20 protein-coding genes are annotated in these 19,858 nt (G+C 69.2%); 8 read left to right on the top strand and 12 right to left on the bottom strand.

Features of this window, described 5'->3' with window-relative positions; translation table 11 throughout:
• Nucleotides 1-27 precede the first annotated feature (27 nt).
• The gene (locus tag QSK32_RS02370) at nucleotides 28-1,017 is read right to left on the bottom strand and encodes an aldo/keto reductase (protein ID WP_045745758.1); all 990 of its coding nucleotides are present in this window, start codon (nucleotides 1,015-1,017) and stop codon (nucleotides 28-30) included.
• A gap of 131 nt (nucleotides 1,018-1,148) precedes the next feature.
• On the opposite strand from QSK32_RS02370, the gene QSK32_RS02375 reads away from it, so the two are divergent.
• The 6 genes from QSK32_RS02375 (at nucleotide 1,149) to QSK32_RS02400 (ending at nucleotide 6,748) form a co-directional block, all read left to right on the top strand.
• Nucleotides 1,149-2,195, top strand: a complete 1,047-nt coding sequence (locus QSK32_RS02375) for an LLM class F420-dependent oxidoreductase (RefSeq protein ID WP_045745757.1) — start codon at nucleotides 1,149-1,151, stop codon at nucleotides 2,193-2,195.
• A complete protein-coding gene (locus QSK32_RS02380) occupies nucleotides 2,195-2,887 on the top strand; it encodes a histidine phosphatase family protein (RefSeq protein WP_045745756.1) in 693 nt (230 codons plus the stop codon). The genes QSK32_RS02375 and QSK32_RS02380 overlap by 1 nt, the downstream gene beginning before the upstream one ends.
• 108 nt (nucleotides 2,888-2,995) lie before the next feature.
• The gene (locus tag QSK32_RS02385; RefSeq protein ID WP_045745755.1) at nucleotides 2,996-3,598 is read left to right on the top strand and encodes a DUF3090 domain-containing protein; all 603 of its coding nucleotides are present in this window, start codon (nucleotides 2,996-2,998) and stop codon (nucleotides 3,596-3,598) included.
• Entirely contained in the window at nucleotides 3,595-4,410 is an 816-nt protein-coding gene (locus QSK32_RS02390) for an SCO1664 family protein (RefSeq protein WP_502872495.1), read from the top strand. Before QSK32_RS02385 ends, QSK32_RS02390 begins: the two co-directional genes overlap by 4 nt.
• A gap of 54 nt (nucleotides 4,411-4,464) precedes the next feature.
• On the top strand, nucleotides 4,465-5,703 hold the full coding sequence (gene mshC / locus QSK32_RS02395) for a cysteine--1-D-myo-inosityl 2-amino-2-deoxy-alpha-D-glucopyranoside ligase (protein ID WP_045745753.1): 1,239 nt from the start codon (nucleotides 4,465-4,467) through the stop codon (nucleotides 5,701-5,703).
• Nucleotides 5,704-6,310: 607 nt separating this feature from the next.
• The gene (locus tag QSK32_RS02400; RefSeq protein ID WP_157411339.1) at nucleotides 6,311-6,748 is read left to right on the top strand and encodes a hypothetical protein; all 438 of its coding nucleotides are present in this window, start codon (nucleotides 6,311-6,313) and stop codon (nucleotides 6,746-6,748) included.
• Between the two features lie 568 nt (nucleotides 6,749-7,316).
• Here QSK32_RS02400 and QSK32_RS02405 read toward each other — a convergent pair.
• A complete protein-coding gene (locus tag QSK32_RS02405; protein WP_285471083.1) occupies nucleotides 7,317-7,847 on the bottom strand; it encodes a GNAT family N-acetyltransferase in 531 nt (176 codons plus the stop codon).
• A gap of 52 nt (nucleotides 7,848-7,899) precedes the next feature.
• Here QSK32_RS02405 and QSK32_RS02410 point away from each other — a divergent pair, with 52 nt between their 5' ends.
• Nucleotides 7,900-8,541, top strand: a complete 642-nt coding sequence (locus QSK32_RS02410; RefSeq protein ID WP_285471084.1) for a TetR family transcriptional regulator — start codon at nucleotides 7,900-7,902, stop codon at nucleotides 8,539-8,541.
• Here QSK32_RS02410 and QSK32_RS02415 read toward each other — a convergent pair.
• Nucleotides 8,516-9,235, bottom strand: coding sequence for a response regulator transcription factor (locus tag QSK32_RS02415; RefSeq protein ID WP_502872502.1), 720 nt, complete (start codon nucleotides 9,233-9,235; stop codon nucleotides 8,516-8,518). The two genes, QSK32_RS02410 and QSK32_RS02415, sit on opposite strands and share 26 nt — an antisense overlap.
• A gap of 62 nt (nucleotides 9,236-9,297) precedes the next feature.
• A complete protein-coding gene (locus QSK32_RS02420) occupies nucleotides 9,298-10,449 on the bottom strand; it encodes a sensor histidine kinase (RefSeq protein WP_285471085.1) in 1,152 nt (383 codons plus the stop codon).
• Between the two features lie 109 nt (nucleotides 10,450-10,558).
• Here QSK32_RS02420 and QSK32_RS02425 point away from each other — a divergent pair, with 109 nt between their 5' ends.
• On the top strand, nucleotides 10,559-11,908 hold the full coding sequence (locus QSK32_RS02425; protein WP_045748403.1) for an alpha/beta fold hydrolase: 1,350 nt from the start codon (nucleotides 10,559-10,561) through the stop codon (nucleotides 11,906-11,908).
• Nucleotides 11,909-11,922: 14 nt separating this feature from the next.
• Here QSK32_RS02425 and QSK32_RS02430 read toward each other — a convergent pair whose 3' ends face one another.
• The 8 genes from QSK32_RS02430 to QSK32_RS02465 form a co-directional block, all read right to left on the bottom strand.
• The gene (locus QSK32_RS02430; protein WP_045748399.1) at nucleotides 11,923-12,714 is read right to left on the bottom strand and encodes a GntR family transcriptional regulator; all 792 of its coding nucleotides are present in this window, start codon (nucleotides 12,712-12,714) and stop codon (nucleotides 11,923-11,925) included.
• Between the two features lie 434 nt (nucleotides 12,715-13,148).
• Nucleotides 13,149-14,018: a PAC2 family protein gene (locus tag QSK32_RS02435; RefSeq protein WP_045748400.1), complete on the bottom strand. Its 870-nt coding sequence runs from the start codon at nucleotides 14,016-14,018 to the stop codon at nucleotides 13,149-13,151.
• A 134-nt stretch (nucleotides 14,019-14,152) separates the two neighbouring features.
• Complete coding sequence (locus QSK32_RS02440) at nucleotides 14,153-14,377, bottom strand: hypothetical protein (protein ID WP_285471086.1); 225 nt, start codon at nucleotides 14,375-14,377, stop codon at nucleotides 14,153-14,155.
• A gap of 28 nt (nucleotides 14,378-14,405) precedes the next feature.
• The gene (locus QSK32_RS02445) at nucleotides 14,406-15,095 is read right to left on the bottom strand and encodes a phosphotransferase (RefSeq protein WP_285471087.1); all 690 of its coding nucleotides are present in this window, start codon (nucleotides 15,093-15,095) and stop codon (nucleotides 14,406-14,408) included.
• A gap of 531 nt (nucleotides 15,096-15,626) precedes the next feature.
• A complete protein-coding gene (locus QSK32_RS02450) occupies nucleotides 15,627-15,998 on the bottom strand; it encodes a hypothetical protein (protein WP_285471088.1) in 372 nt (123 codons plus the stop codon).
• Between the two features lie 7 nt (nucleotides 15,999-16,005).
• Nucleotides 16,006-16,206, bottom strand: coding sequence for a hypothetical protein (locus QSK32_RS02455; RefSeq protein ID WP_285471089.1), 201 nt, complete (start codon nucleotides 16,204-16,206; stop codon nucleotides 16,006-16,008).
• A 316-nt stretch (nucleotides 16,207-16,522) separates the two neighbouring features.
• Nucleotides 16,523-19,060 (bottom strand): ABC transporter permease, encoded by a 2,538-nt coding sequence (locus tag QSK32_RS02460; protein ID WP_285471090.1) that lies wholly within the window; start codon nucleotides 19,058-19,060, stop codon nucleotides 16,523-16,525.
• Nucleotides 19,060-19,827: an ABC transporter ATP-binding protein gene (locus QSK32_RS02465; RefSeq protein WP_285471091.1), complete on the bottom strand. Its 768-nt coding sequence runs from the start codon at nucleotides 19,825-19,827 to the stop codon at nucleotides 19,060-19,062. The genes QSK32_RS02460 and QSK32_RS02465 overlap by 1 nt, the downstream gene beginning before the upstream one ends.
• Between the last annotated feature and the right edge of the window lie 31 nt (nucleotides 19,828-19,858).

Raw genomic sequence — 19,858 nt, forward strand, 5'->3', positions numbered from 1 at the left:
CGTCCTGCGTGAGGCCAGTCCCGTCGGTCACATGTCGGGGTAACCGGTGCCCTCGCGTTCGGGGTATCCGACGTCGATGGCGGAGACGTCGTCGAGCGCGACGGCGATCTCCGCGGGCAGGGTCAGCTGTTCACTGCGCAGGGCGCCCTGGAGCTGACCGGCGGTGCGCGCGCCGAGGATGGCCGAGGCGATGCCGGGGCGGTCGCGGATCCAGGCGAGCGCCACCTCGAGAGGGGAGACGCCGAGGCCACCGGCCGCTATCACGACCGCCTCGACGATGCTGGAACTGCGCGGTTCGAGATAGGTCCGCACGAACGGGGCCATGTGATCCGAAGCAGCCCGGGAGTCGAGGGGGCGACCGTTGCGGTATTTGCCGGTGAGCACGCCGCGGCCCAGCGGGGACCAGGCGAGCACCCCGAAGCCGAGGGCTGCGGCGGCGGGCAGAACTTCGCGCTCTATGCCGCGTTCGAGCAGGGAATACTCCATCTGGGCGGCGACGATCGGGGCCCGTGAGGGGTACGCGGCCTGCCACGTCGCCGCGCGGGCGATCTGCCAGGCGGCGAAGTTGGAGACGCCGGCGTAGCGCACCCTCCCGCTGTTCACCGCCTGATCCAGAGCGGACAGGGTCTCCTCGAACGGGGTCTGCGCGTCGTAGCCGTGGACCTGCCACAGGTCGACGTAGTCGGTCCCGAGCCGGCGCAGCGACGCGTCCAGCGAACGCAGCAGGTTGCCGCGGGAGCCGTCGCGTGGCCGGTAGCCCTGCGGGGTCAGGCCCGCCTTCGTCGCGATCACCACCTGGTCGCGGGGGACCATCTGGTCGAGCAGGGAGCCGATGACCGCCTCGGCGTCGCCGTCGCCGTAGACGTCGGCGGTGTCGATCAGCGTGCCGCCGGCCTCCAGGAACACCTTGAGCTGGGCGGCCGCGTCGTCGGGGTCGGTGTCCCGGCCCCAGGTCATGGTGCCGAGCGCGAGCCGCGAAACCGCTAGCCCGCTTCGGCCGAGCGGTCGCTGGTACATGAGTGAACCTTATTCAGAGCAGGCCGGCGGCGAAATGATCCGCCCGGACCTGAGTCGGTCGGTTACCGGACGGAAACGTAAGCCCGACCGGTCAGTAGGCTTGCTTCCACATCAAGATCTGGGAGGACACTGTGCGGCTCGGTCTCAGTCTCGGATATCAGACGGCGTGGAGCACGCCCGCCGACCACCTCGCCATGGCGCAGGAGGCCGACCGGCTCGGATATGCGGTGGTGTGGGCCGCCGAGGCGTACGGATCGGACACGGTGAGCATGCTCGCCTGGATGGCCGGGCAGACCGAGCGCATCGACCTGGGTGCCGCCGTCATGCAGATCCCGGCGCGCACCCCGGCGATGACCGCGATGACCGCCGCGACGATCGACACCCTGTCCGGCGGCCGGTTCCGGCTCGGGCTGGGCGTGTCCGGGCCGCAGGTCTCCGAGGGCTGGCACGGCGTGAAGTTCGCCAAACCGCTGGGCCGCACCCGGGAGTACGTGGACATCGTCCGGATGGCGCTGGCCCGGGAGAAGGTGTCCTACGACGGCGAGCACTACACGCTGCCCCTGCCCGGCGGCGCCGGCAAGGCGATCAAGCTGGGTTTCCACCCGCAGCGTACGGACGTGCCGATCTACCTGGCCGCGGTCGGCCCGAAGAACCTGGAGCTGGCCGGGGAGGTCGCCGACGGCTGGCTGGCGATCTTCTTCGCCCCGGACGGCGCCGAGGAGCAGCTCGCGGTGATCAAGGCCGGCCGGGAGCGCAGCGGCAAGACCCTGGACGGGTTCGACATCGCGCCGACCGTCCCGGTGGTGCTCGGCGACGACGTGGCGGCCTGCGCCGACGTGGTCCGGTGGTACGCGGCGCTGTACATCGGCGGGATGGGCAGCCGGGAGCAGAACTTCTACAACCAGCTCGCGGTCCGGATGGGCTACGCCGAAGAGGCCAAACTCGTCCAGGACCTCTACCTGAACAAGCAGGTCGCCGAGGCGGCCGCCGCGGTGCCGCAGGAGTTCATCGAGCGGACCTCGATCATCGGCGACAAGAAGCGGGTCGTCGAGCGGATCCGGGAGTACGCGGCGGCCGGTGTCGGCACCCTGTCGGTCAGCCCGTACGTGGGCGACCGGGAGAGCGGTATCCGTACTCTGCGCATCGTCGCGGAGGCGTTCGAGGAATCGGGAGTCTAGTGGCCACCGTCCTGTTGCTGCGGCACGGCCGTACCACCGCCAACGCGTCCGGTGGACTGGCCGGCCGCCGCCCGGTCGAACTCGACGACACCGGGCGCGCCCAGGCCGCCCGGGTCCGCGACCGGCTCGGGGTGCTGCCGCTGGCCACCGTCGTGTCCAGCCCGCTGATCCGGTGCCGGCAGACCGTCGCGATCGCCACCCCGGCGGCCGAGCCGGAGCTGGACGAGGGCCTGATCGAATGCGGGTACGGCGACTGGGAGGGCCGCCCCCTCAAGGAACTGGCCGAGGAGCCGCTCTGGCCGGTGGTGCAGCAGCACCCGAGCGCCGTGGTCTTCCCGAACGGCGAGGCGATGGCGGACATGTCGGCACGGGCGATCGCCACGGTCCGGTCCTGGGACGCGCGGGTCACCGCCGAACACGGGCCGGAGGCGATCTGGCTGGCGTGCAGCCACGGCGATGTGATCAAGGCCATCGTCGCCGACGCGCTGGGCCTGCATCTGGACCAGTTCCAGCGGATCGTGGCCGACCCGGCATCGATCACCGTGATCCGGTACACGCCGACGCGGCCGTTCCTGGTGCGGGTCAACGACACGGGTGACCTTGCTTCACTCGTACCCCCGAAAAAAGACGGCCGGGAGCGGGCCGATCAGAGTGACGCCGCGGTGGGTGGAGGCGCCGGAGGCGGTGTCTGAGGCGTTCCGTAACCGGAATATCGACGCAGAGTCGTGGCGGTTGCGCCCTCGGCGAACCGGGGACCTTGACCCGCGCGGTTACCGCCGCGGATGGCTAGGGTTGTCGGCATGACCCACCAAGTACATGCCTTCGAGCCGCCCGAGCGGTTCGTCGCCGGGACGGTGGGCGAGCCCGGGGACCGCGCTTTCTACCTCCAGGCACGCGGCGGTGGCCGAGTGGTCAGTGTCGCTCTGGAGAAGGTCCAGGTGTCGCTGCTCGCCGAGAAACTCGAGGAGCTGCTCCTCGAGGCCAACAAGCGGTTCGGCATCACCCTGCCGGAGATCCCCGTGCTCGCGGTGCATGACAACGAGCCGCTCGACTCCCCGATCGACGAGGAGTTCCGGGTCGGCACGCTGGGTCTCGCCTTCGACGTGGACACCGGCACCGTCGTGATCGAGGCGATCGAGGCCGGCGAGCCGGACACCGAGATCCCCGGCGACGGGCTGGGCGCCGACGACGATGACGATGATGAGGACGACGAGGACGAGGACGACGAGCCCGACGACGATCTCGATCGTCTGCGGGTCCGGCTGACCCCCGAGGCGACCCGCGCGTTCATCGACCGGGCACGCCGGGTCGTCGCCGCCGGCCGTCCGCCCTGCCCGCTCTGCGGACAGCCGCTGGACCCGGCCGGCCACCTCTGCCCCCGGCACAACGGTTACCACCGGTGACGGCGGAGCCCGCAGCCGTGCTGGCCGAGACGGACGCCCTCGAGCTGCTCGGCCGCGGCCGGATCGACATCGAGGGGCGCCTCGTCGACGCCTCCAACACGACGCTGCGGGCTGAGATCACCCTGGACGGGGTGACCCGGCGCTGCGTCTACAAGCCGGTCCGCGGCGAGCGCCCGCTGTGGGACTTCCCGGACGGCACCCTCGCCGGCCGTGAGGTGTCGGCCTACCTGGTGTCCCGGGCCATCGGCTGGGGCCTGGTGCCGCCGACGATCCTGCGGGACGGCCCGCTCGGCCCCGGTGCGCTGCAACTCTGGATCGACGAGCCCGCCGAGGTCGGTTCGCTGATCGGTTTCGTGCCGGCGTTCGACGTGCCGGAGGGCTGGTTCGCGGTGGCGTCGGCCCGCGACGACGACGGCGACGCCTACGCACTGGCCCACGCCGACGACCCCCGCCTGGCCCGGCTCGCCGTCTTCGACGCGGTGATCAACAACGCCGACCGCAAGGGCGGCCACGTGCTCTACCCGGCCAGCGGTGACGTGCACGGCGTCGACCACGGCGTCAGCTTCCACGTGGAGAACAAGCTGCGCACGGTCCTCTGGGGCTGGACCGGCAAACCGCTGCCGGCCGAGGCGACCGACGTGCTCGCCCGCCTGGGTGAACAACTCGACGGCCCGCTCGGCGAGGCCCTCGACGAACACCTGACCATCACCGAGGTGCGGCAGGTCGGCCGCCGGGTGAAACGCCTGATGCGGGCGTGCCGTTTCCCGGAGCCGCCCCAGGAATGGCCGGCCATCCCCTGGCCGCCGATCTAGAGGTTTAGGTCACGCGAGCGGATTTCATATAACGCCGCTGGATAGGCTCCGAGCATGGACGCTTGGACCGGTCACGACGTACCCACCCTGCCGGGGAATGCACCCGCGTTGCGGCTCTACGACTCGGCGCGCCGGTCGCTGGAACCGACCACGCCGGGCGAGACGGCGACGATGTACGTCTGCGGCATCACCCCCTACGACGCGACCCATCTCGGCCACGCCGCCACGATGATCGCGTTCGATCTGGTCAACCGGCTGTGGCGCGACGCCGGCCACCGGGTCACCTATGTGCAGAACGTGACCGACATCGACGATCCGCTGCTGGAACGGGCCGAACGTGACGGCGAGGACTGGGTGGTCCTGGCCATGCGCGAGACGGCCCTGTTCCGCGAGGACATGGAAGCCCTGCGGATCATCCCGCCGGCACACTATGTTGGCGCCGTCGAATCGATCCCGTCCATCGTCACGCACGTGATCTCCCTGCTCGACCAGGGCGCGGCGTACCGTCTCGACGACGGCACCGGCGACATCTACTTCGACATCGCCGCGGCGCCGCACTGGGGCTACGAGTCGAACCTGTCCGTCGCGGACATGACGACCCTGTCGGCCGAACGCGGCGGCGACCCGGACCGCGACGGCAAACGCGACCCGCTGGACCCGCTGCTGTGGCGCGGCGCCCGCGACGGCGAACCGAAGTGGGACGGCGGCGAACTCGGCCCCGGCCGCCCCGGCTGGCACATCGAATGCGCCACGATCGCCCTGAACCTGCTGGGCGACACGATCGACGTGCAGGGCGGCGGCAGCGACCTGCTGTACCCGCACCACGAGTGTTCGGCCGCCCACGCGGAGGTCCTGACGGGCGCGGCACCGTTCGCCCGCCACTACGCGCACGCCGGCATGATCGGCCTCGACGGCGAGAAGATGTCGAAGTCCCGCGGCAACCTGGTCTTCGTCTCCCGCCTCCGGGGCGACGGCATCGACCCGATGGCGGTCCGCCTGGGCCTCCTGTCGGGCCACTACCGCAGCGACCGTGACTGGACGGACGACGTCCTGAAGACCGGCCAGCAGCGCCTGTCCCGCTGGCGTGAGGCGGCCGAGGCGGAGTCGGGCCCGTCGGGCGAGGGCCTGCTGGCGGCCGTTCGCGAAGCCCTGAACAACGACCTGGACGCGCCGGGGGCCCTGACCGTGGTCGACGCCTGGGTGGACGCGGCCCTGGCGGGCGCGGGCGACGACGAGCAGGCGCCGAGGTTGATGGCCCAGGCGGTGGACGCGCTGCTGGGCGTGCGGCTCTAGGCAGATGGGCCGGTCACGCTGCCTTTCGGGTACGCGGTGACCGGCCGCTCCAGTCCGCCCGCACAGCGTGTTCCGGGGAGCCGGCGTGGTCCTGTTCGCCGGGCCGGTCGGCCGGTTTCGTCTCCGCTTCGTCTCCGCTCCGTGTGCGCGCGTCTTTGTCTCCGCTCCGTGTGCGCGTCGGGTTTCGCGTTCCGAGTTTCGTGTCTTCGTCTTTCGTCTTTTCGTCTTTTCGTGAAGCTTCGCCACCTCGGCGTGGCTTCACTTTTTTCTGTGGCTTCGTTTGGTGCGGCGGTCTGAGCGTTCGCCAGTCGGCGTGTCGGGATCACCCACCCGTTCGCTGACCCGCGTGGTGTCCGTCCCTGGCCATTACGCGACCCGTTTTCGCTGTTCACGGCCTTGTCCCGCGGTGGGGGCGGCGTGCGCCGAACGCGAATGCACCTTCAGGGAATGAACCGGCCTTTCGGACCCTAACCCGCCCGCTTCTGCCGCGGAGCAATTTCCCCCAATCCGTGCACCATGGTTTCTTCTGTGCGCAAAATAGGTGCAATAGGGCCTTTCTCGGGACAAACTCTCCCTTGGTCATACCAACTCCGGAAGGAAACACATCATGCGTCGTACGGCTCTGTTCCTCGGCGGCATCTTCCTCGCCGCCGGCGCGAGCCTCGCCATGGCCGCTCCGGCCCAGGCGGCCGACCACAAGTGCAAGAAGGACCGCGGTGGCTACGGCGCCGTCCACGGCCTGCCGGGCGGCGGCCTGGGTGCCGGTGCTCTGGGCGGCGGTCTCGGCGGTTCCCTGAACGCTTCCATCAGCGGTGGCCTGGCCGGTGGCCTCGGCGGCGGTCTGGGCGGCGGCCTCGGTGGCGGCCTCGGTGGCCTGAGCCTCGGCGGTCTGGGCGGCGGCCTGGGTGGCGGCGCGCTGGGCGGCGGCGGTCTGGGCGGCCTGGGTGGCGGCCTCGGCGGTCTGGGTGGCGGTCTGGGTGGCGGTCACCCGCACTCCCACAACACGCAGATCGGCCTGATCAACCTCGGCAACGACATCTTCTGATCTCGTAGCTGCGCAAACCCCGGGACGCTCCAAGTCTCCCGGGGTTTGCGCTTTCCCGCCCCGGTAACTTCCTGCTCGCAAGGCTTCCAAGCGCGCCGCCCTCTCTGGTTTGCTCAGCTCGTCAGCTCGTCAGCTCGTCAGCTCGTCAGCTCGTCAGCTCGTTGCCTGCTGGCTCGCGGTCGGCCGTCCGTCGATTTCGCGTCTGTCCGTGGGTTGGTCCGCCGGTCGCCCATGCGTCGGTTCGCCCCCACGGCGTCGGCAAGCTGGCACCCATCACTCGGTTGAACAACCTGGCTGGGCATCGCAGGTCTGCCTTGTGCCGGTTCGTGGTTTGATCGGAGTCGGGTTCCGGCCGCGTTGGTCAAGGCAGGTGGGTGTCGCTTTCGTCCGTTGAGCGCGGGCGAATTTGCCGCTCAGCCACTGCTGGCTCGAGCTTGGGTCGGTTCCTCCGAGTCAGCCCGGTTTCGTCGGCCAGGTTGGCGCGGATTCTGTGGCTCGGCCGGTGTCCGCTCCCGCTCGTGCCGGTCGATCAGGTGAGTGCTGGCTCCTCGGTCGGGTCCGCAGGGCTTCACGACCTGATTGGTGTCAGCTCCCGCTCGTAGGTCTGGCCAACCAGCTCTGCGCCGAGACTCTGATGCTTCTCCTCGGCGACCAGTTGAAATCCGCGCTTGAGGTAGATGTGCCGAGCCGCCACCAGCGGGTCGTTGGTCCACAGACGCATCCGGGAATATCCGGCCTGCTCTGCGAACTCGAGACACCTGTCCACGAGACGCCCACCGAGCCCCGACCCGCGCGCGTCCGGATGCACCAGCAGGATCCGCAGCTGCGCGGTCCCGCCATCGGTCCCACCGCCGGTCCCGCCCTCAGCTGCGCCGCCATCGACGCAGAAGACGCACCCGACACGCCGTCCGTCGGCCTCGGCGATCCATGCGGCCTCCCGCTGCGGGTCGTGACTCCCCGCGTAGTCCGCCACGATCCGCGCCACCAGCGCCTCGAAGGCGGTGCCCCACCCGAACTCGTTCGCATAGACCTCGCCGTGCGCCTGCACCACCCAGCCGAGGTCGCCCGGCTCGCCCAGTGCCCGGATCGTCACGTCCATGGCGATCACCTCCCGTTACTGAAACAGTCGTTTCAGTTGGCATACTAGCCCGATGGTCGAACCGTCCACAACACCCTCGCCGAGGCGCTCCGAACTGCTGGAACTCGCCTACGACTACGTAGGACGCCACGGCCTGGCAGCCCTGTCGCTCCGCCCGCTGGCTGCCGAGATCGGCTCCAGCCCCCGAGTCCTGCTCTTCCTTTTCGGGAGTAAGGAGGGCCTGATCCGGGAGCTGCTGGCCCGCGCCCGCGCGGACGAGCTGGCCATGCTGCGCAGGCTGGGCACTCACGCCTCGTCCGATGCGGGCGGCAGGGAACCGCTGCCCGGCGAGCGGTTGCCGCAGCCCGACCTTCTGGCGGTCACCGCCGAGCAGATCTGGCTCTGGCTCAGCCATCCGGCACATCGATCCGTACTCGTCCTTTGGACCGAGGCCTACGGACAGTCGCTGGCCGACCCTGCCGGTCCGTGGTCGGGCTTCGCCGCCTCGACCGTCACCGACTGGCTCACCATGCTTGCCGACTCCCAGCCCGATGCGGAGCGGCACACTTCGGAGGGCCTGGCTCGTCGCACCGCCGTCCTCGCTGTTCTCCGCGGCGCGATGCTCGACCTGTTGGCCACCGGCGACCACACTCGTGTCACCGACGCCGTGCTCCAGTGCCTCCATGCCGTCACACCAGCCCGGCATCGTGGGTGAGTAGAGCTATCTGCACCCGGTTGTTCACCGTCAACTTGATGAGTAGCCGCGACACGTGTCCCTTCACCGTCGGAACACCCATCCGCAGTTCGGCGGAGATCTCCGCATTGGAGCAACCCCGGCCGATCAGCACCGCCACCTCGACCTCTCGATCGGTGAGCACGGCCAGCCGCTTCCGGGCCAGTGCCTGCCGGTTGCCCGCAGCCGGGTCGGCGACATGGTCGATCAGCCTCCGGATCACCATGGGGGAGAGCATCGCTGCCCCGGCCGCGACGGTCCGCACCGCGGAAAGGATCTCCAGGGGCGGCGTGTCCTTGAGCAGGAACCCGCTTGCCCCGCCGCGGAGGGCCTCCAGCACGTACTCGTCCGCGTCGAACGTGGTCAGCACGATGATCTGTGGCGCCTCTGCTCGGCTGCGGATGCGCCTCGTCGCGACCAGCCCGTCCACCCGGGGCATCCGGATGTCCATCAGCACGATGTCCGGCCAGTGCGCGTCCACGATCTTCACCGCTTCTGCCCCGTCCTCCGCCTCGCCGACCACCTCGATGTCCGGCGAACCGCCCACCAGGATGCGGAGACCTGCCCGGACCAGGGCATCGTCATCCACGATCGCCAAGCGGATCGGCCGTCCAGCGCCGTCCTGACCTCGACGGTCGCCATGACGGGCGGCCTGTTGACCGCGCCCATCGGTGATCGGCTGGTCCTTGCCGGTCGGCTCGCGGTTCACGCCCGCGGCACCGTCGTAAACCGTGTCACTCACGCCGGCCACGGCAGCTCCGCCTCCAGCCGGAACTCACCGTCGTCCGTGGTGTACCGGACATCGCCGCCGGCGAGCCCCACCCGTTCACGGATGCCGACCAGGCCCAGCCCGTTGCCGGTGGACGGTGCTTCGGGCGTACCGGAAAAGGGGTTGATGACGGTGATCCGCAGACCGTGACCGGCCTCGCCGGCAACGCGCACCCGCGCGGCAGGCCCCGATCCGTGCTTGCGGGCGTTGGTGAGTCCCTCCTGCACGATCCGGTAGGCCGCACGTCCCAGGACCACCGGTGGTCCGTCGGCCGGCACCCCGTTGGTGTAGTCGACTGTCATCCCCGCCTCCCGGGCGCTCTCCACCAGATCGTTCATGTCGGCCAGGCCCGGTTGTGGTGGCTCCGGCCGTGCGCTCTGCGCCCCCACCACGGCGCGAAGCTCCTCCAGCGCCTCGTGGGCACTGGTCCGGATCGCGGCCGAGGCGATCGACAACTCCTCCGGCGTCACCTGCCCGCGGACCTCCAAAGCGCCGGCATGCAGGCTGATCAGCGACATGCGGTGAGCTATCACGTCGTGCATCTCGCGGGAGATCCGGGCGCGTTCGGTCAGGCGTGCTCGGTCCTCGCGGAGTTCCTGCTCGGCCTCGAGCCTGGCCGCACGCTCCCGCAGTGACGTCGTGAGCTCGCGGTAGGACTGGATGAAGAAACCCCACCCGAGCGCGGACCCGGTGACGAAGATGCGGACCAGGGCATCGATCCAGGCGTCATAGGGCGGGTCGCCTTGCAGGAAGTAGTAGAGAAGGCCGGTGACGACGTTGACGACGCCGAGGATGAGCACCGATCGTGGCCTGCAACGCACCGCCGCGGTGAACAGGGCCACCGCGATCGCCCCGCCCATGGCTACCGAGATCCCCCCGAACGGCACCAGGGCCGTAGCCAGGACGAAGGGGTGACGCCGGCGAACCACCAGAGCCAGCGCGCCCAACAACCCGATGAGCAGGTCGACCTGCCATGGGAGGAACGCGCCGGGCGCCTGAGCGTCACCGACCTTGACCATCATCGACCCGTAGCCGAAGGCCAGCACGATCGCGATGCCGTCGATCAGCCGATTGCGCGTGGCGGTGCCACGGTTGTCGGGCACCAGCGAGGGGAGTTGCATGCGGCAAGAGTAGGAGGGCGGACTCGCCCGGTGGGACCTACCAAAGTAGGGTCACTGACCCTTCTTGAGAAGGGTGTGGGCCGGCACCGCCGTGGTGGATCGTCGCGGCATGCGATTCCTCCCCGCCGTTATCCTCCCGATCGTCTGGGCCGTGCTGTCCGCCTGGTGGACGCCGCGCGGCCCGCTCACCAACGCCGAGGCTCTCTGGTCGATTGCGATCAGCGCCGGGGTCGGCGTCCTGGCCGGCCGGGCGGTCCGATCTCGCTGGGTGATCCTCTCAACCCCTCTGCTGTACGCGTTGACGCTCGAACTGGCCAGGCTGCGGGTGTCCGGTCCCTCCGTGGACATGCCGCAACCCACTTCGTTCGGCTTTCTCGCCCTGGTCACCGGCCGTGGCGTTCACGGTCTGCTCACCTTGCTTCCACTGGTTCTCGGCGTGATGCTCGGCAACGGCCTGCGGCGCCGGTGGAAGCAGGTGGCCGTGGTCGTTCCTCTCCTGGCCGTCGCCGTGGTCGTCGCGATTCCGGCACGCACAGCCCCGATTCCCGGTGGAGTCGCCGAACTGGCCATGGTCTCGGCCGGTGATCACGAGCTGGGCGTGATGATCCGCGGGCGGGACGAGAGCGCACCCGTCCTGCTGTTCGTCCCGGGCACCCCCGGTGGCTCGGAGAAGGCGGCGATGCGCCGTCACCTGGCTGGGCTCGAGAAACACTTCGTGGTCGCCACGCTGGACCGGCGTGGTGGGGGAGCGTCCTACCAGGCACTGGACCCGACGGTCACCGTGACTCTCGATGATGCGGTCGCCGACGTGACGGCGGTGACCGATCATCTGCGCGGGCGATTCCGGCAGGAACGGATCGTCATGCTGGCCTTCTCCGGAGGTTCGATCCTCGGAGCGCTCGCGGTCAAGCAGCATCCGGAGAAGTATCGCGCCTACGTCGGTACCGGACAGGCTGTCGACCTGGAAGCCAGCGACCAGATCTTCTACGACGACATCCTGGCCTGGGCACGTGCCGGTGGCCGTGCCGAGGTTGCCGACCAGCTCGCCGCGCAGGGGCGACCACCCTATGCGGACTTCTGGTCCTACGAGCCGTTCATGCTCTACGAGAACCAGGTGTACGACCAGGGCGACCCGGTCCTCGAGATCTCGGCGGACGAGCTCACGCTGCTGGAGAAGGCCCACACCATGGTCGCGATCATGGACACCTGGTCGGCGCTGTACCCCCGCATGCAGGACACCGACCTGCGCCGTGACGTGACAAGTCTGGAAGTACCGGCCTACTTCATCCAGGGAGGCAACGAGATGCGCGGTCTCAGCGAGGTGTTCGCCGAGTGGTATCCGGCGCTGGTGGCCCCCGACAAACGCCTGATCACCATCCCGGGCGCGGGACATCGGGCGATGTTCGAGCGTCCCGACGTCCTCGTCGCCACCCTGGCCGAACTCTTCCCCCGCCGATGACCCCCGTCGACCGGTCAGGCCAGCGCCAGCCCCGGATCCGGGTCGGGATCCGCGGCCGGGGCCGGGATCCGATATTCCTCGGTCAGCGTCGTCATCGGCCCCGGCCAGGTCGCCTGCGCCACCTCGATCGGTTTCCGCGTCTCGTCGAAGGCAACATGCAGCAGATGCAGTACCGGGGTGTCCGGCCGGATCTGCAGGATCTCCGCCTCCTCGCGACTCGGCTGCCGGGCGCTGATGGTGTCGGTCGCCGAGTCGTACCGGCGGTTCAGCACGTCCTCCGCCTCCTGATAGAGCGGACGCCCGAATGCCTCCATCCGTTCCAGCGAGGTGCCACTCACGTCGTGCACCCGGAACCAGGAGGCACCGACCTCCACGGTTGCGTCGTCGGCGCGCACCAGATGCCGCCGCACCAGCAACTCCGTGCCGTCCCGCACACCGAACGCGTCCGCGACCTCCGGCGGGGCCGGCTCCCGGCCGACTGCGGTGAGCTGCTGGCGATAGCGGGCCGCCAGATCGGCGTGATACCCGCGGTGGCTGCCATACCGGCCACGGGACAGGCGGTTGAGCCGCCGCCGAGTGCCACGGACGTAGGTGCCGGAACCCGGCTTGGTGATCAGGATGCCCTCGACCCGCAGCTGGTCGACGGTGCGTTGCACGGTCTGCTTCGCCACTCCGAACATTTCCGCCATGGCCGGGATGGACGGCAGCCGCTCACCGGGTTGCCAGTCTCCGCGCCGGATACGTTCACGTAGCTGAGCCGCGATCTGCCGATGCGGAAACTCGGCAGCGCCCGGGTTGATTGCCATGCTGACCTCCGAACCCTCTAGCTAGGTTCCTAGGATGCGGCAGATGCAGTGCTCCATGTCGGCGACACACCGAGAAGTCGACGGTTCCCCATGCTCGAAAGCGTCGAAGCCGAGTGCTGACGGCCTGACTGACGACATCTAAGCCACCTCCAAGCCCGAGCGCCGTCCGTGTGCCAGAGGTCTGTTGGTGGAGGAGGTGAGGCATAACGACGAGGTTTTCCGCAGGACGGGGAGTCGCGACGGGAACGTCAGGATGTCTCTACCTCTGGAGGCGTCGAGGGTGGTGCTTCGCGAGGGTCGTGCTTCGCGAGGGGTTCGTCCCCAGTGGTGAGGCGCTTTCGACGTTGACCAGTGCGTCGGCTTCGCGGTCCTCGGGGTTCGGGCGCTGGTGTGTGGTGGTGCGGTCCCGGATCAGGCCGGGACCGCGACCCCGTTCACCAGGAGCCGGCAGTCGGGCCGGCCGAGCCGCCGCGACGGCGCAGGTATTTCTCGAACTCGCTGGCGATCTCGTCGCCCGTGAGGGGCTGGATGCCCGCGTCACCGACGCGCTCCTCGAGCTCGCGCACATATTCGCCGAGTTCGGCGTCCTGCTCGGCGGCGGCGCGGACGCGCTTCTCCCACTCGTCGGCCTGCTCGGCGAGATCGGCCATCGGCACCGGCAGGTCGAGAACGTCCTCGATGCGGCTGAGCAGGGCGAGCGTCGCTTTCGGGCAGGGCGGGTTGTTCGCGTAGTGCGGGACGTGCACCCAGAACGACAGCGCGTCGAGCTCGGCGCGACTGCCCGCCTCCTGCAGGACACCGACTATGCCGGTGGGGCCGTCGTAGCGGGTGGGGACGACCTTGTACTTCTCGGCCATCTCGGGGTCGGACGCGCTGCCACTGATCGGAAGCGGGCGGGTGTAGGGCACGTCGGCCAGCAGGGCGCCGAGCAGGACGATGCGGTTGACCTCGAGACTGTGGCAGATCTCCAGGACCGACTCGCAGAAGGTGCGCCAGCGCATGCTCGGCTCGATGCCGCGGATCAGGACCACGTCACGGTCGGCGCCGGGCGGACTGGCCACCGTGAACCGGGTGGTCGGCCACTCGATCTTGCGGGTCTCGCCCTCGGCCATGGTGATGGTGGGCCGGCTGACCTGGAAGTCGTAGAAGTCCTCGGGATCGATGCTGGTGACCTCACGGGCCTGCCAGACCTGCTCGAGGTGTTCCACGGCCGCGGTCGAAGCATCCGCAGCATCGTTCCACCCCTCGAAGGCGGCGATGGCCACGGGAGAGCGGAGCAGCGGGAGGCCGTCGAACTCAGTCATGGGAGACAGCCTACGTGCGGGGTCCGACACGCACCCGGCGGCCGCGCTCGGCGTGCCGTCCCACAGGCCGGACGGAGACCGCGATCACAGCCTCGTCCGCCCGGGGAAACCCGCCTTTGCGTGCTCTGAGCGCCTTACTCGTTCTTCGTCGACGGTACGCCCACCGACCCCGAAACCGTCTGCCCCAGCCGGCCCATGCCCCCGCCGCCGAAACCGTCCGCCTGGTCCGCCTGGTCCGCCCGGTGGCGTCGGGGTGGAGTCAGTGACCGGCGGCGCCGGCGGGTGATCCCGGCGATGCCGCGTTTCCGCATGATCCGCTCGTCGTCGAGGGTTCTCGTGTTCGCGGGTTTCGGCACCACCGCGGGACTGTGGCGCTCGGGCTGGTTCCTACGCCAGAGCGGCTGCGAATACGGTTTGGAAGCGGGCCACGAAAGCCTTCTCCGCCGAGGTCCACGCCAACACCTCGGTGGGCGGGGGTCCGGAGATCACGGGTGGCCCGGTGGAGGCGCGTGCGGTCCAGAAGTGCTCGTTGCGTACCAGGCGTTCGTGGACGGCGTCCATGAGTCGAGCGCGTTGAGCTGCGGAAAGTCGGTAGGCGTCGGCCAAGACGCGGACCTGATGCGCTTGGCTCGCCACGTATCCTCGTGTCGGCTTCGACGAGATGCACCAGGACCAGGCCATGTAGGCGACGTCTTCGAGGGGGTCACCGGCGGAGGCGAAGTCGAAGTCGATGAAAGCGACCGGTCGGCCGTGACGGAAGACGGTGTTGTTCGGCCCTGCGTCGTTGTGGCAGATCACCGGTCCGCCGCCGAGGCGTTCGGCGAGAGCCTGGCTCGCCTCATGGAAGCGGCGCAGCAGCGAGCCGGCAGCCGCGACCTGGTCGTCGGTCAGTGCGCGCCACTTCGCAGGGACATCACCCGGCAGGAACTCCAGGATGTCCCGGTCGAGTTCGTCGCGGCCGAGATGCTGCGGGACGCCGTCGAAGCCGGCCTGAGCAAAGTGCAGCAACAGCGTCCGTGTGAAAGCCGACTTCGGTCGTCGCACCGTCTGACCGATCTTGACGATGCCGGGGGTCAACCGGCCGCCACCCAGAATCATTTCGGACGGGTCCGCTTCCTCGCCAGCGACCACTCGCTCAGCCTATGCGCACTGGCCGCTGCCGAGGCGACCTCCATGGTCGACCCGTGGCGCGGACAGATCCTGGAGACGTGAGCTGACCGGGCTAGACACCTAATCGCAGTCAGGGTCTGCCTCTGTGGTGATTTCGGGCGCTCAGCACGCCCGAATTCACCACACTCACAACAGCGTGGTGATTTCGGGCGTCCATCGCGCCCGTATTCACCACACCGCCACGGGTGTGGTGACTTGGGGCGTCCAGCGCGCCCGTATTCACCACACCGCCACGGGTGTGGTGACTTGGGGCGTCCAGCGCGCCCGTAATCACCACACCGCCACGGGTGTGGTGACTTGGGGCGTCCAGCGCGCCCGAAATCACCACGCGGACGGGCTTCGGACCCTGACCACGAAACGTGTCTAGTGCTTCTGACATGGGATTTCTTCGTCGATTTGGATCTGTCCCGTCTTCCGTGAAGCACGGGCGGAATCCGGCTACGACTGGTGAATTCTGACTGCGCGGGCGATCTTGCGGTGGAGTGACCGCAGGATGCGTACGGTGTCTTCGTCGGAGATTCCGGTGGTGATCGACCAGTCCGAACCCGCCCCGAAGACATCGCTGGCGAAGACGATTTCGGTCGCGATGAGGGCTCTTCGCCAAGCCCGGCGATTGAGCGACTGTCCGTCGCGGATCAGCGGTTTCAAGCGCTGGGCTTCCTCGAGCGGCACCACTGCGCTCGTGAAGTCCATTGCGTCAGCGAGGGCATCGGGGCAGTGGGCAGAGCCACCCCACTCTGCAAGGCCACGGAAGGGCACGTATCGCTCGTCGTCGGTCAGGTCGCTGACGGTGAACTGATCTGCTGCCACAACATGATCATGACCGGTCGGCATCGCCGAGCAATACGCGTTTTTGTGGCAGGTCGAAGCCGGCACGGCCGTGCATCTGGCGCTGGAGCATGGTGATGCGGCGACGGCGGCGAAGTCTGACTTCACGCCGTTGAGCGCCCGCCCTGACCAGCGCCGACATCTGCGAATTGTCCTGACCGGCTTCTGGAATACGCGTCAGCGGAGACATCGAGGCCTCCAGCGATGGTCAGTGGTTTCTCGACGATTCCACTGCATCGCTGGAGGCCTTCGCTGCTCACCAGCCCCGGTCGTGACCGTCGGATCGAGTGGTCACGTCTTCCCGATCAACCTTCCTGGGCATCCCGGCTGGTGTGAAGAACCTGTTGTGGGTTGGCGAATCGTCGGCGTCGGCGATCTCGGTGATACGGCCGGGGGTGGCGACGGCGGTGGTCCTCGGTGTGGGCGGTGGGCGTGGGAGGTTATTCCGAGTGATGGGGCGGCGTCTGTGGACGCGCCGGTGGAGAGGACGGCGGCATGACTGCTCGTCAGTCGTGGGAGATGGCGCCCAGGACGTTCAGGCGGGCTGCTCGGAGAGCGGGCAGGATGGCGGCGACGATGCCGACCAGGGCGGCCAAGGCCAGGTAGGTGGCCATGCGGGGCCAGGGGAGGACCAGTTCGGTGATGCCGTCGTTCTCCAGGGCGCGGGTCACCGCGCTGCCCATGCCGACGCCGACGGTGACGCCGAGGAGAGCGCCGAAGACGGAGATGACCACGGCCTCGACGGTGATCATGCGCATGGTCTGGGAGCGGTTGAGGCCTACGGCTCGGAGCAGGCCGAGTTCGCGGGTGCGTTCCAGGACGGACAGGGCCAGGGTGTTCACGACGCCCAGGACGGCGATCAGGATGGCCAGGCCCAGCAGGATCTGGATCATCATGATGATCTGGTCGAACCCGGCGGCCTGGTCGTCGACGAACGTCTGCTGGTCGACGGCGGTGACCTCGGGGCTGTCGGCGACGAGGGCTTTGATCTGGGGCAGTACCGCGGAGACCGCGACGCCGTCGTCGAGGCGGATGTAGCCGACGGTCGGCTGGGTGATGGCGAAGTCCTTGATCGCGCCGGCGGGCAGGATGATGCTGCCGGGCAGCGCGCCCTCCGGGTAGAGGTGGGCGACCGTGTAGGTGTGCGGCTCGCCTCGGCTGGCCTGCATGGTCACCGTTCTGCCGTCCTGCCAGCCCCACGCGGCGGCGTTCTCGGCGCTGACCGCGAGCTGGTCGTCGGTCAGGGTGGGGGCGGTCGTCCCGTACGCCTGGGCCAGCGTGGCCAGGTCGCCGGTGGCGTTGACGTACCGCTGCTCACCGTCGATCTGCACCATGTCGTGGTAGACGCCGGCAGCCGCCCGGACACCGGGGACCGTCGCCGCTTCGTCGATCACGGCCGGGTCGTAGGTGGGTGGACGCGGGCCGGCCTGATCGCCACTGATCATGATCTGGGCCTTGAGGACGCGCGCCACCTCGGCCTTGAGGCTGCTCTTGGCCGAGTCCATGACCACGGTGACGCCCGTGACCAGGGCGATGCCGACCATCAGCGCGGCGGCGGTGATCGCGGTGCGGCGCGGGTTGCGGCCCGAGTTGAGCCGGCCCAGGCGTCCCGGCAGCGACCACGAGAAGAGCCGGCCGAGCAGGGACACCACCGGGCGGCTGATCAGGGGCGTGAGCAGGGCGATGCCGATGAAGGTGACCAGCGCGCCGCCGATGATCAGCCAGATGGTCGTGTCGCCGGTGCCGGCGAACAGGCCCAGGCCCAGGGCGGTCGCGCCGATGGTGGTCACCAGAGATCCGGCGACCGTGAGTTTGGTGAGCGGGCGGTCCGGGGTGGCGACCTCCTGCATCGCGGCGATCGGGGCGATGCGGGAGGCGCGGAGTGCGGGCAGCACCGCGGCGATCACGGTGATCACGATGCCGACGACGAAGGCGCTGATCACCGCGCTGAGGGGGACGCCGACCGGCGCCAGGGTGAGGGAGCTGCCGCCCATGGTGCTGAACAGGTAGCCCAGGCCGGCGCCCGCGCCGATCCCGGCGGCCAGACCGAGCACGGCCGCGACGGCGCCGACGATTACCGCCTCCACCATCACCGAGCCGATCACCTGGTTGCGGCTGGCACCCATCGCGCGGAGCAGGGCGAGTTCCCTGGTCCGCTGGGCCACGATGATCGAGAAGGTGTTGAGGATCAGGAAGATCCCGACGAACAGGGCGACACCGGCGAAGCCGAGCAGGATCTGGTTGAAGAAACCGACGCCCTCCTGGAGTCCGGCGGCACTGTCCGCGGCCAGTTCCTCGCCGGTCCTGACCTGGTAGTCGGCGCCGAGCGCGGTGGTCAGGTCGTCGCGGACCTGTGCGGGGGTGACGCCGTCGTCGGCGCGGACCACCACGGAGGTGAAGGCGTTCGCCTCGCCGAGCATGAGGTCCTGCGCGACCGGGGTGGTGAAGGCGACCTCCTGGACGCCGCCCAGGCTGTCCCGGCCGCCGGTGTAGGCCCAGACGCCGACGAGGGTGAACATCTTCTTCGGCTCCCGGGTGAGCACCGGGACCCGGTCGCCGACCTGCCAGCCGGACAGTGCGGCGGTGGCCGCGTTCATCGCGATCTCGTCGTCGGACTCCGGCCCACGGCCGGCGCGCATCTCCATGATGTCGTCGACGCCGGTCCAGTTGACGCCCATCCGGGGCGGCCCGAACGAGGTGAGCACCTTGCCGTCGGCGGCGATCACGCGAGCGCCGTCGAGGTCGATGCGGCCGGTCGCGTCGCGTACACCGGAAACGGTTTTGATCTTGTCGATCGTGGCTGCCGGAAGCGGGGCGGGAATCTCCTCGCCCTCGAGTTCGGAGATCTCGAGCGCGGGTTTCGCGGTGACCGCGACGTCGGTCGCCGCATAAGCGTCCGCGAAGATCGAGTCGAAGGTGCGGTTGAGCGTGTCGGTCAGTACCAGGGCACCGGACACGAACATCACGCCGAGGACGACGGCGAGTCCGGAAAGGATCAGCCGAAGCTTACGGGCGAGCAGGCTCTTGAGGGTGGCGCGCAGCATCAGAGCATCACCGGATCGGTCTGCGTGTCGAGGCGTTTCATCGTGTCGAGGACGGTCTCGGCGGTGGGATCGGCCAACTCGTCGACGGTCGCGCCGTCGGCGAGGAAGACCACCCGGTCGGCGTAGCTCGCGGCCACCGGATCGTGGGTGACCATCACGATGGTCTGACCGTGTTCGCGCACGCTGGAACGCAGGAAGGACAGCACCTCGGCGCCGGACCGCGAGTCCAGATTGCCGGTCGGCTCGTCCGCGAAGATCACGTCGGGCCGGCCGATCAGGGCCCGCGCACACGCGACGCGTTGTTGCTGCCCGCCGGAGAGCTGGCTGGGGCGGTGTGCGAGCCGGTCGCTCAGGCCGACCGTGGTGATGACCGTTTCCCACCATTGGGGATCGGGTTTGCGGCCGGCGATGTCCAGCGGGAGCCGGATGTTCTCCGCGGCGCTCAACGTCGGCAGCAGGTTGAACTGCTGGAAGACGAAGCCGATCCGGTCGCGGCGCAGCCTGGTCAGGGCTTTGTCGCCGAGGTTGCTGATCTCGGTGCCGCCGACGTGCACCGTTCCCCTGTCGACGGTGTCGAGGCCGGCCAGGCAGTGCATCAGTGTCGACTTGCCGCTGCCGGACGGTCCCATGATCGCGGTGAACCGACCGCGCCCGAACTCCGCGCTGACCCCGCGCAGAGCCGTGACCTGGGCCTCGCCTGATCCGTAGACCTTCCAGATCTCCTCCGCACGTGCCGCCACCGGACCCCCGGTCTTCGTCGCCGTCACGTCGCCATCCCCTCGTCGGTTGGTGTCCGGC

It is taken from the genome of Actinoplanes sp. NBRC 101535 (assembly GCF_030269225.1).
Classification (GTDB): Bacteria; Actinomycetota; Actinomycetes; order Mycobacteriales; family Micromonosporaceae; genus Actinoplanes; species Actinoplanes rectilineatus.

Coding starts and splice junctions, on each gene's coding strand:
- QSK32_RS02370 (WP_045745758.1), bottom strand. CDS start 1,017: ATGTACCAGCGACCGCTCGGCCGAAGCGGGCTAGCGGTTTCGCGGCTC.
- QSK32_RS02385 (WP_045745755.1), top strand. CDS start 2,996: ATGACCCACCAAGTACATGCCTTCGAGCCGCCCGAGCGGTTCGTCGCC.
- mshC (WP_045745753.1), top strand. CDS start 4,465: ATGGACGCTTGGACCGGTCACGACGTACCCACCCTGCCGGGGAATGCA.
- QSK32_RS02400 (WP_157411339.1), top strand. CDS start 6,311: ATGCGTCGTACGGCTCTGTTCCTCGGCGGCATCTTCCTCGCCGCCGGC.
- QSK32_RS02405 (WP_285471083.1), bottom strand. CDS start 7,847: ATGGACGTGACGATCCGGGCACTGGGCGAGCCGGGCGACCTCGGCTGG.
- QSK32_RS02410 (WP_285471084.1), top strand. CDS start 7,900: ATGGTCGAACCGTCCACAACACCCTCGCCGAGGCGCTCCGAACTGCTG.
- QSK32_RS02420 (WP_285471085.1), bottom strand. CDS start 10,449: ATGCAACTCCCCTCGCTGGTGCCCGACAACCGTGGCACCGCCACGCGC.
- QSK32_RS02425 (WP_045748403.1), top strand. CDS start 10,559: ATGCGATTCCTCCCCGCCGTTATCCTCCCGATCGTCTGGGCCGTGCTG.
- QSK32_RS02430 (WP_045748399.1), bottom strand. CDS start 12,714: ATGGCAATCAACCCGGGCGCTGCCGAGTTTCCGCATCGGCAGATCGCG.
- QSK32_RS02435 (WP_045748400.1), bottom strand. CDS start 14,018: ATGACTGAGTTCGACGGCCTCCCGCTGCTCCGCTCTCCCGTGGCCATC.
- QSK32_RS02455 (WP_285471089.1), bottom strand. CDS start 16,206: ATGTCTCCGCTGACGCGTATTCCAGAAGCCGGTCAGGACAATTCGCAG.
- QSK32_RS02460 (WP_285471090.1), bottom strand. CDS start 19,060: ATGCTGCGCGCCACCCTCAAGAGCCTGCTCGCCCGTAAGCTTCGGCTG.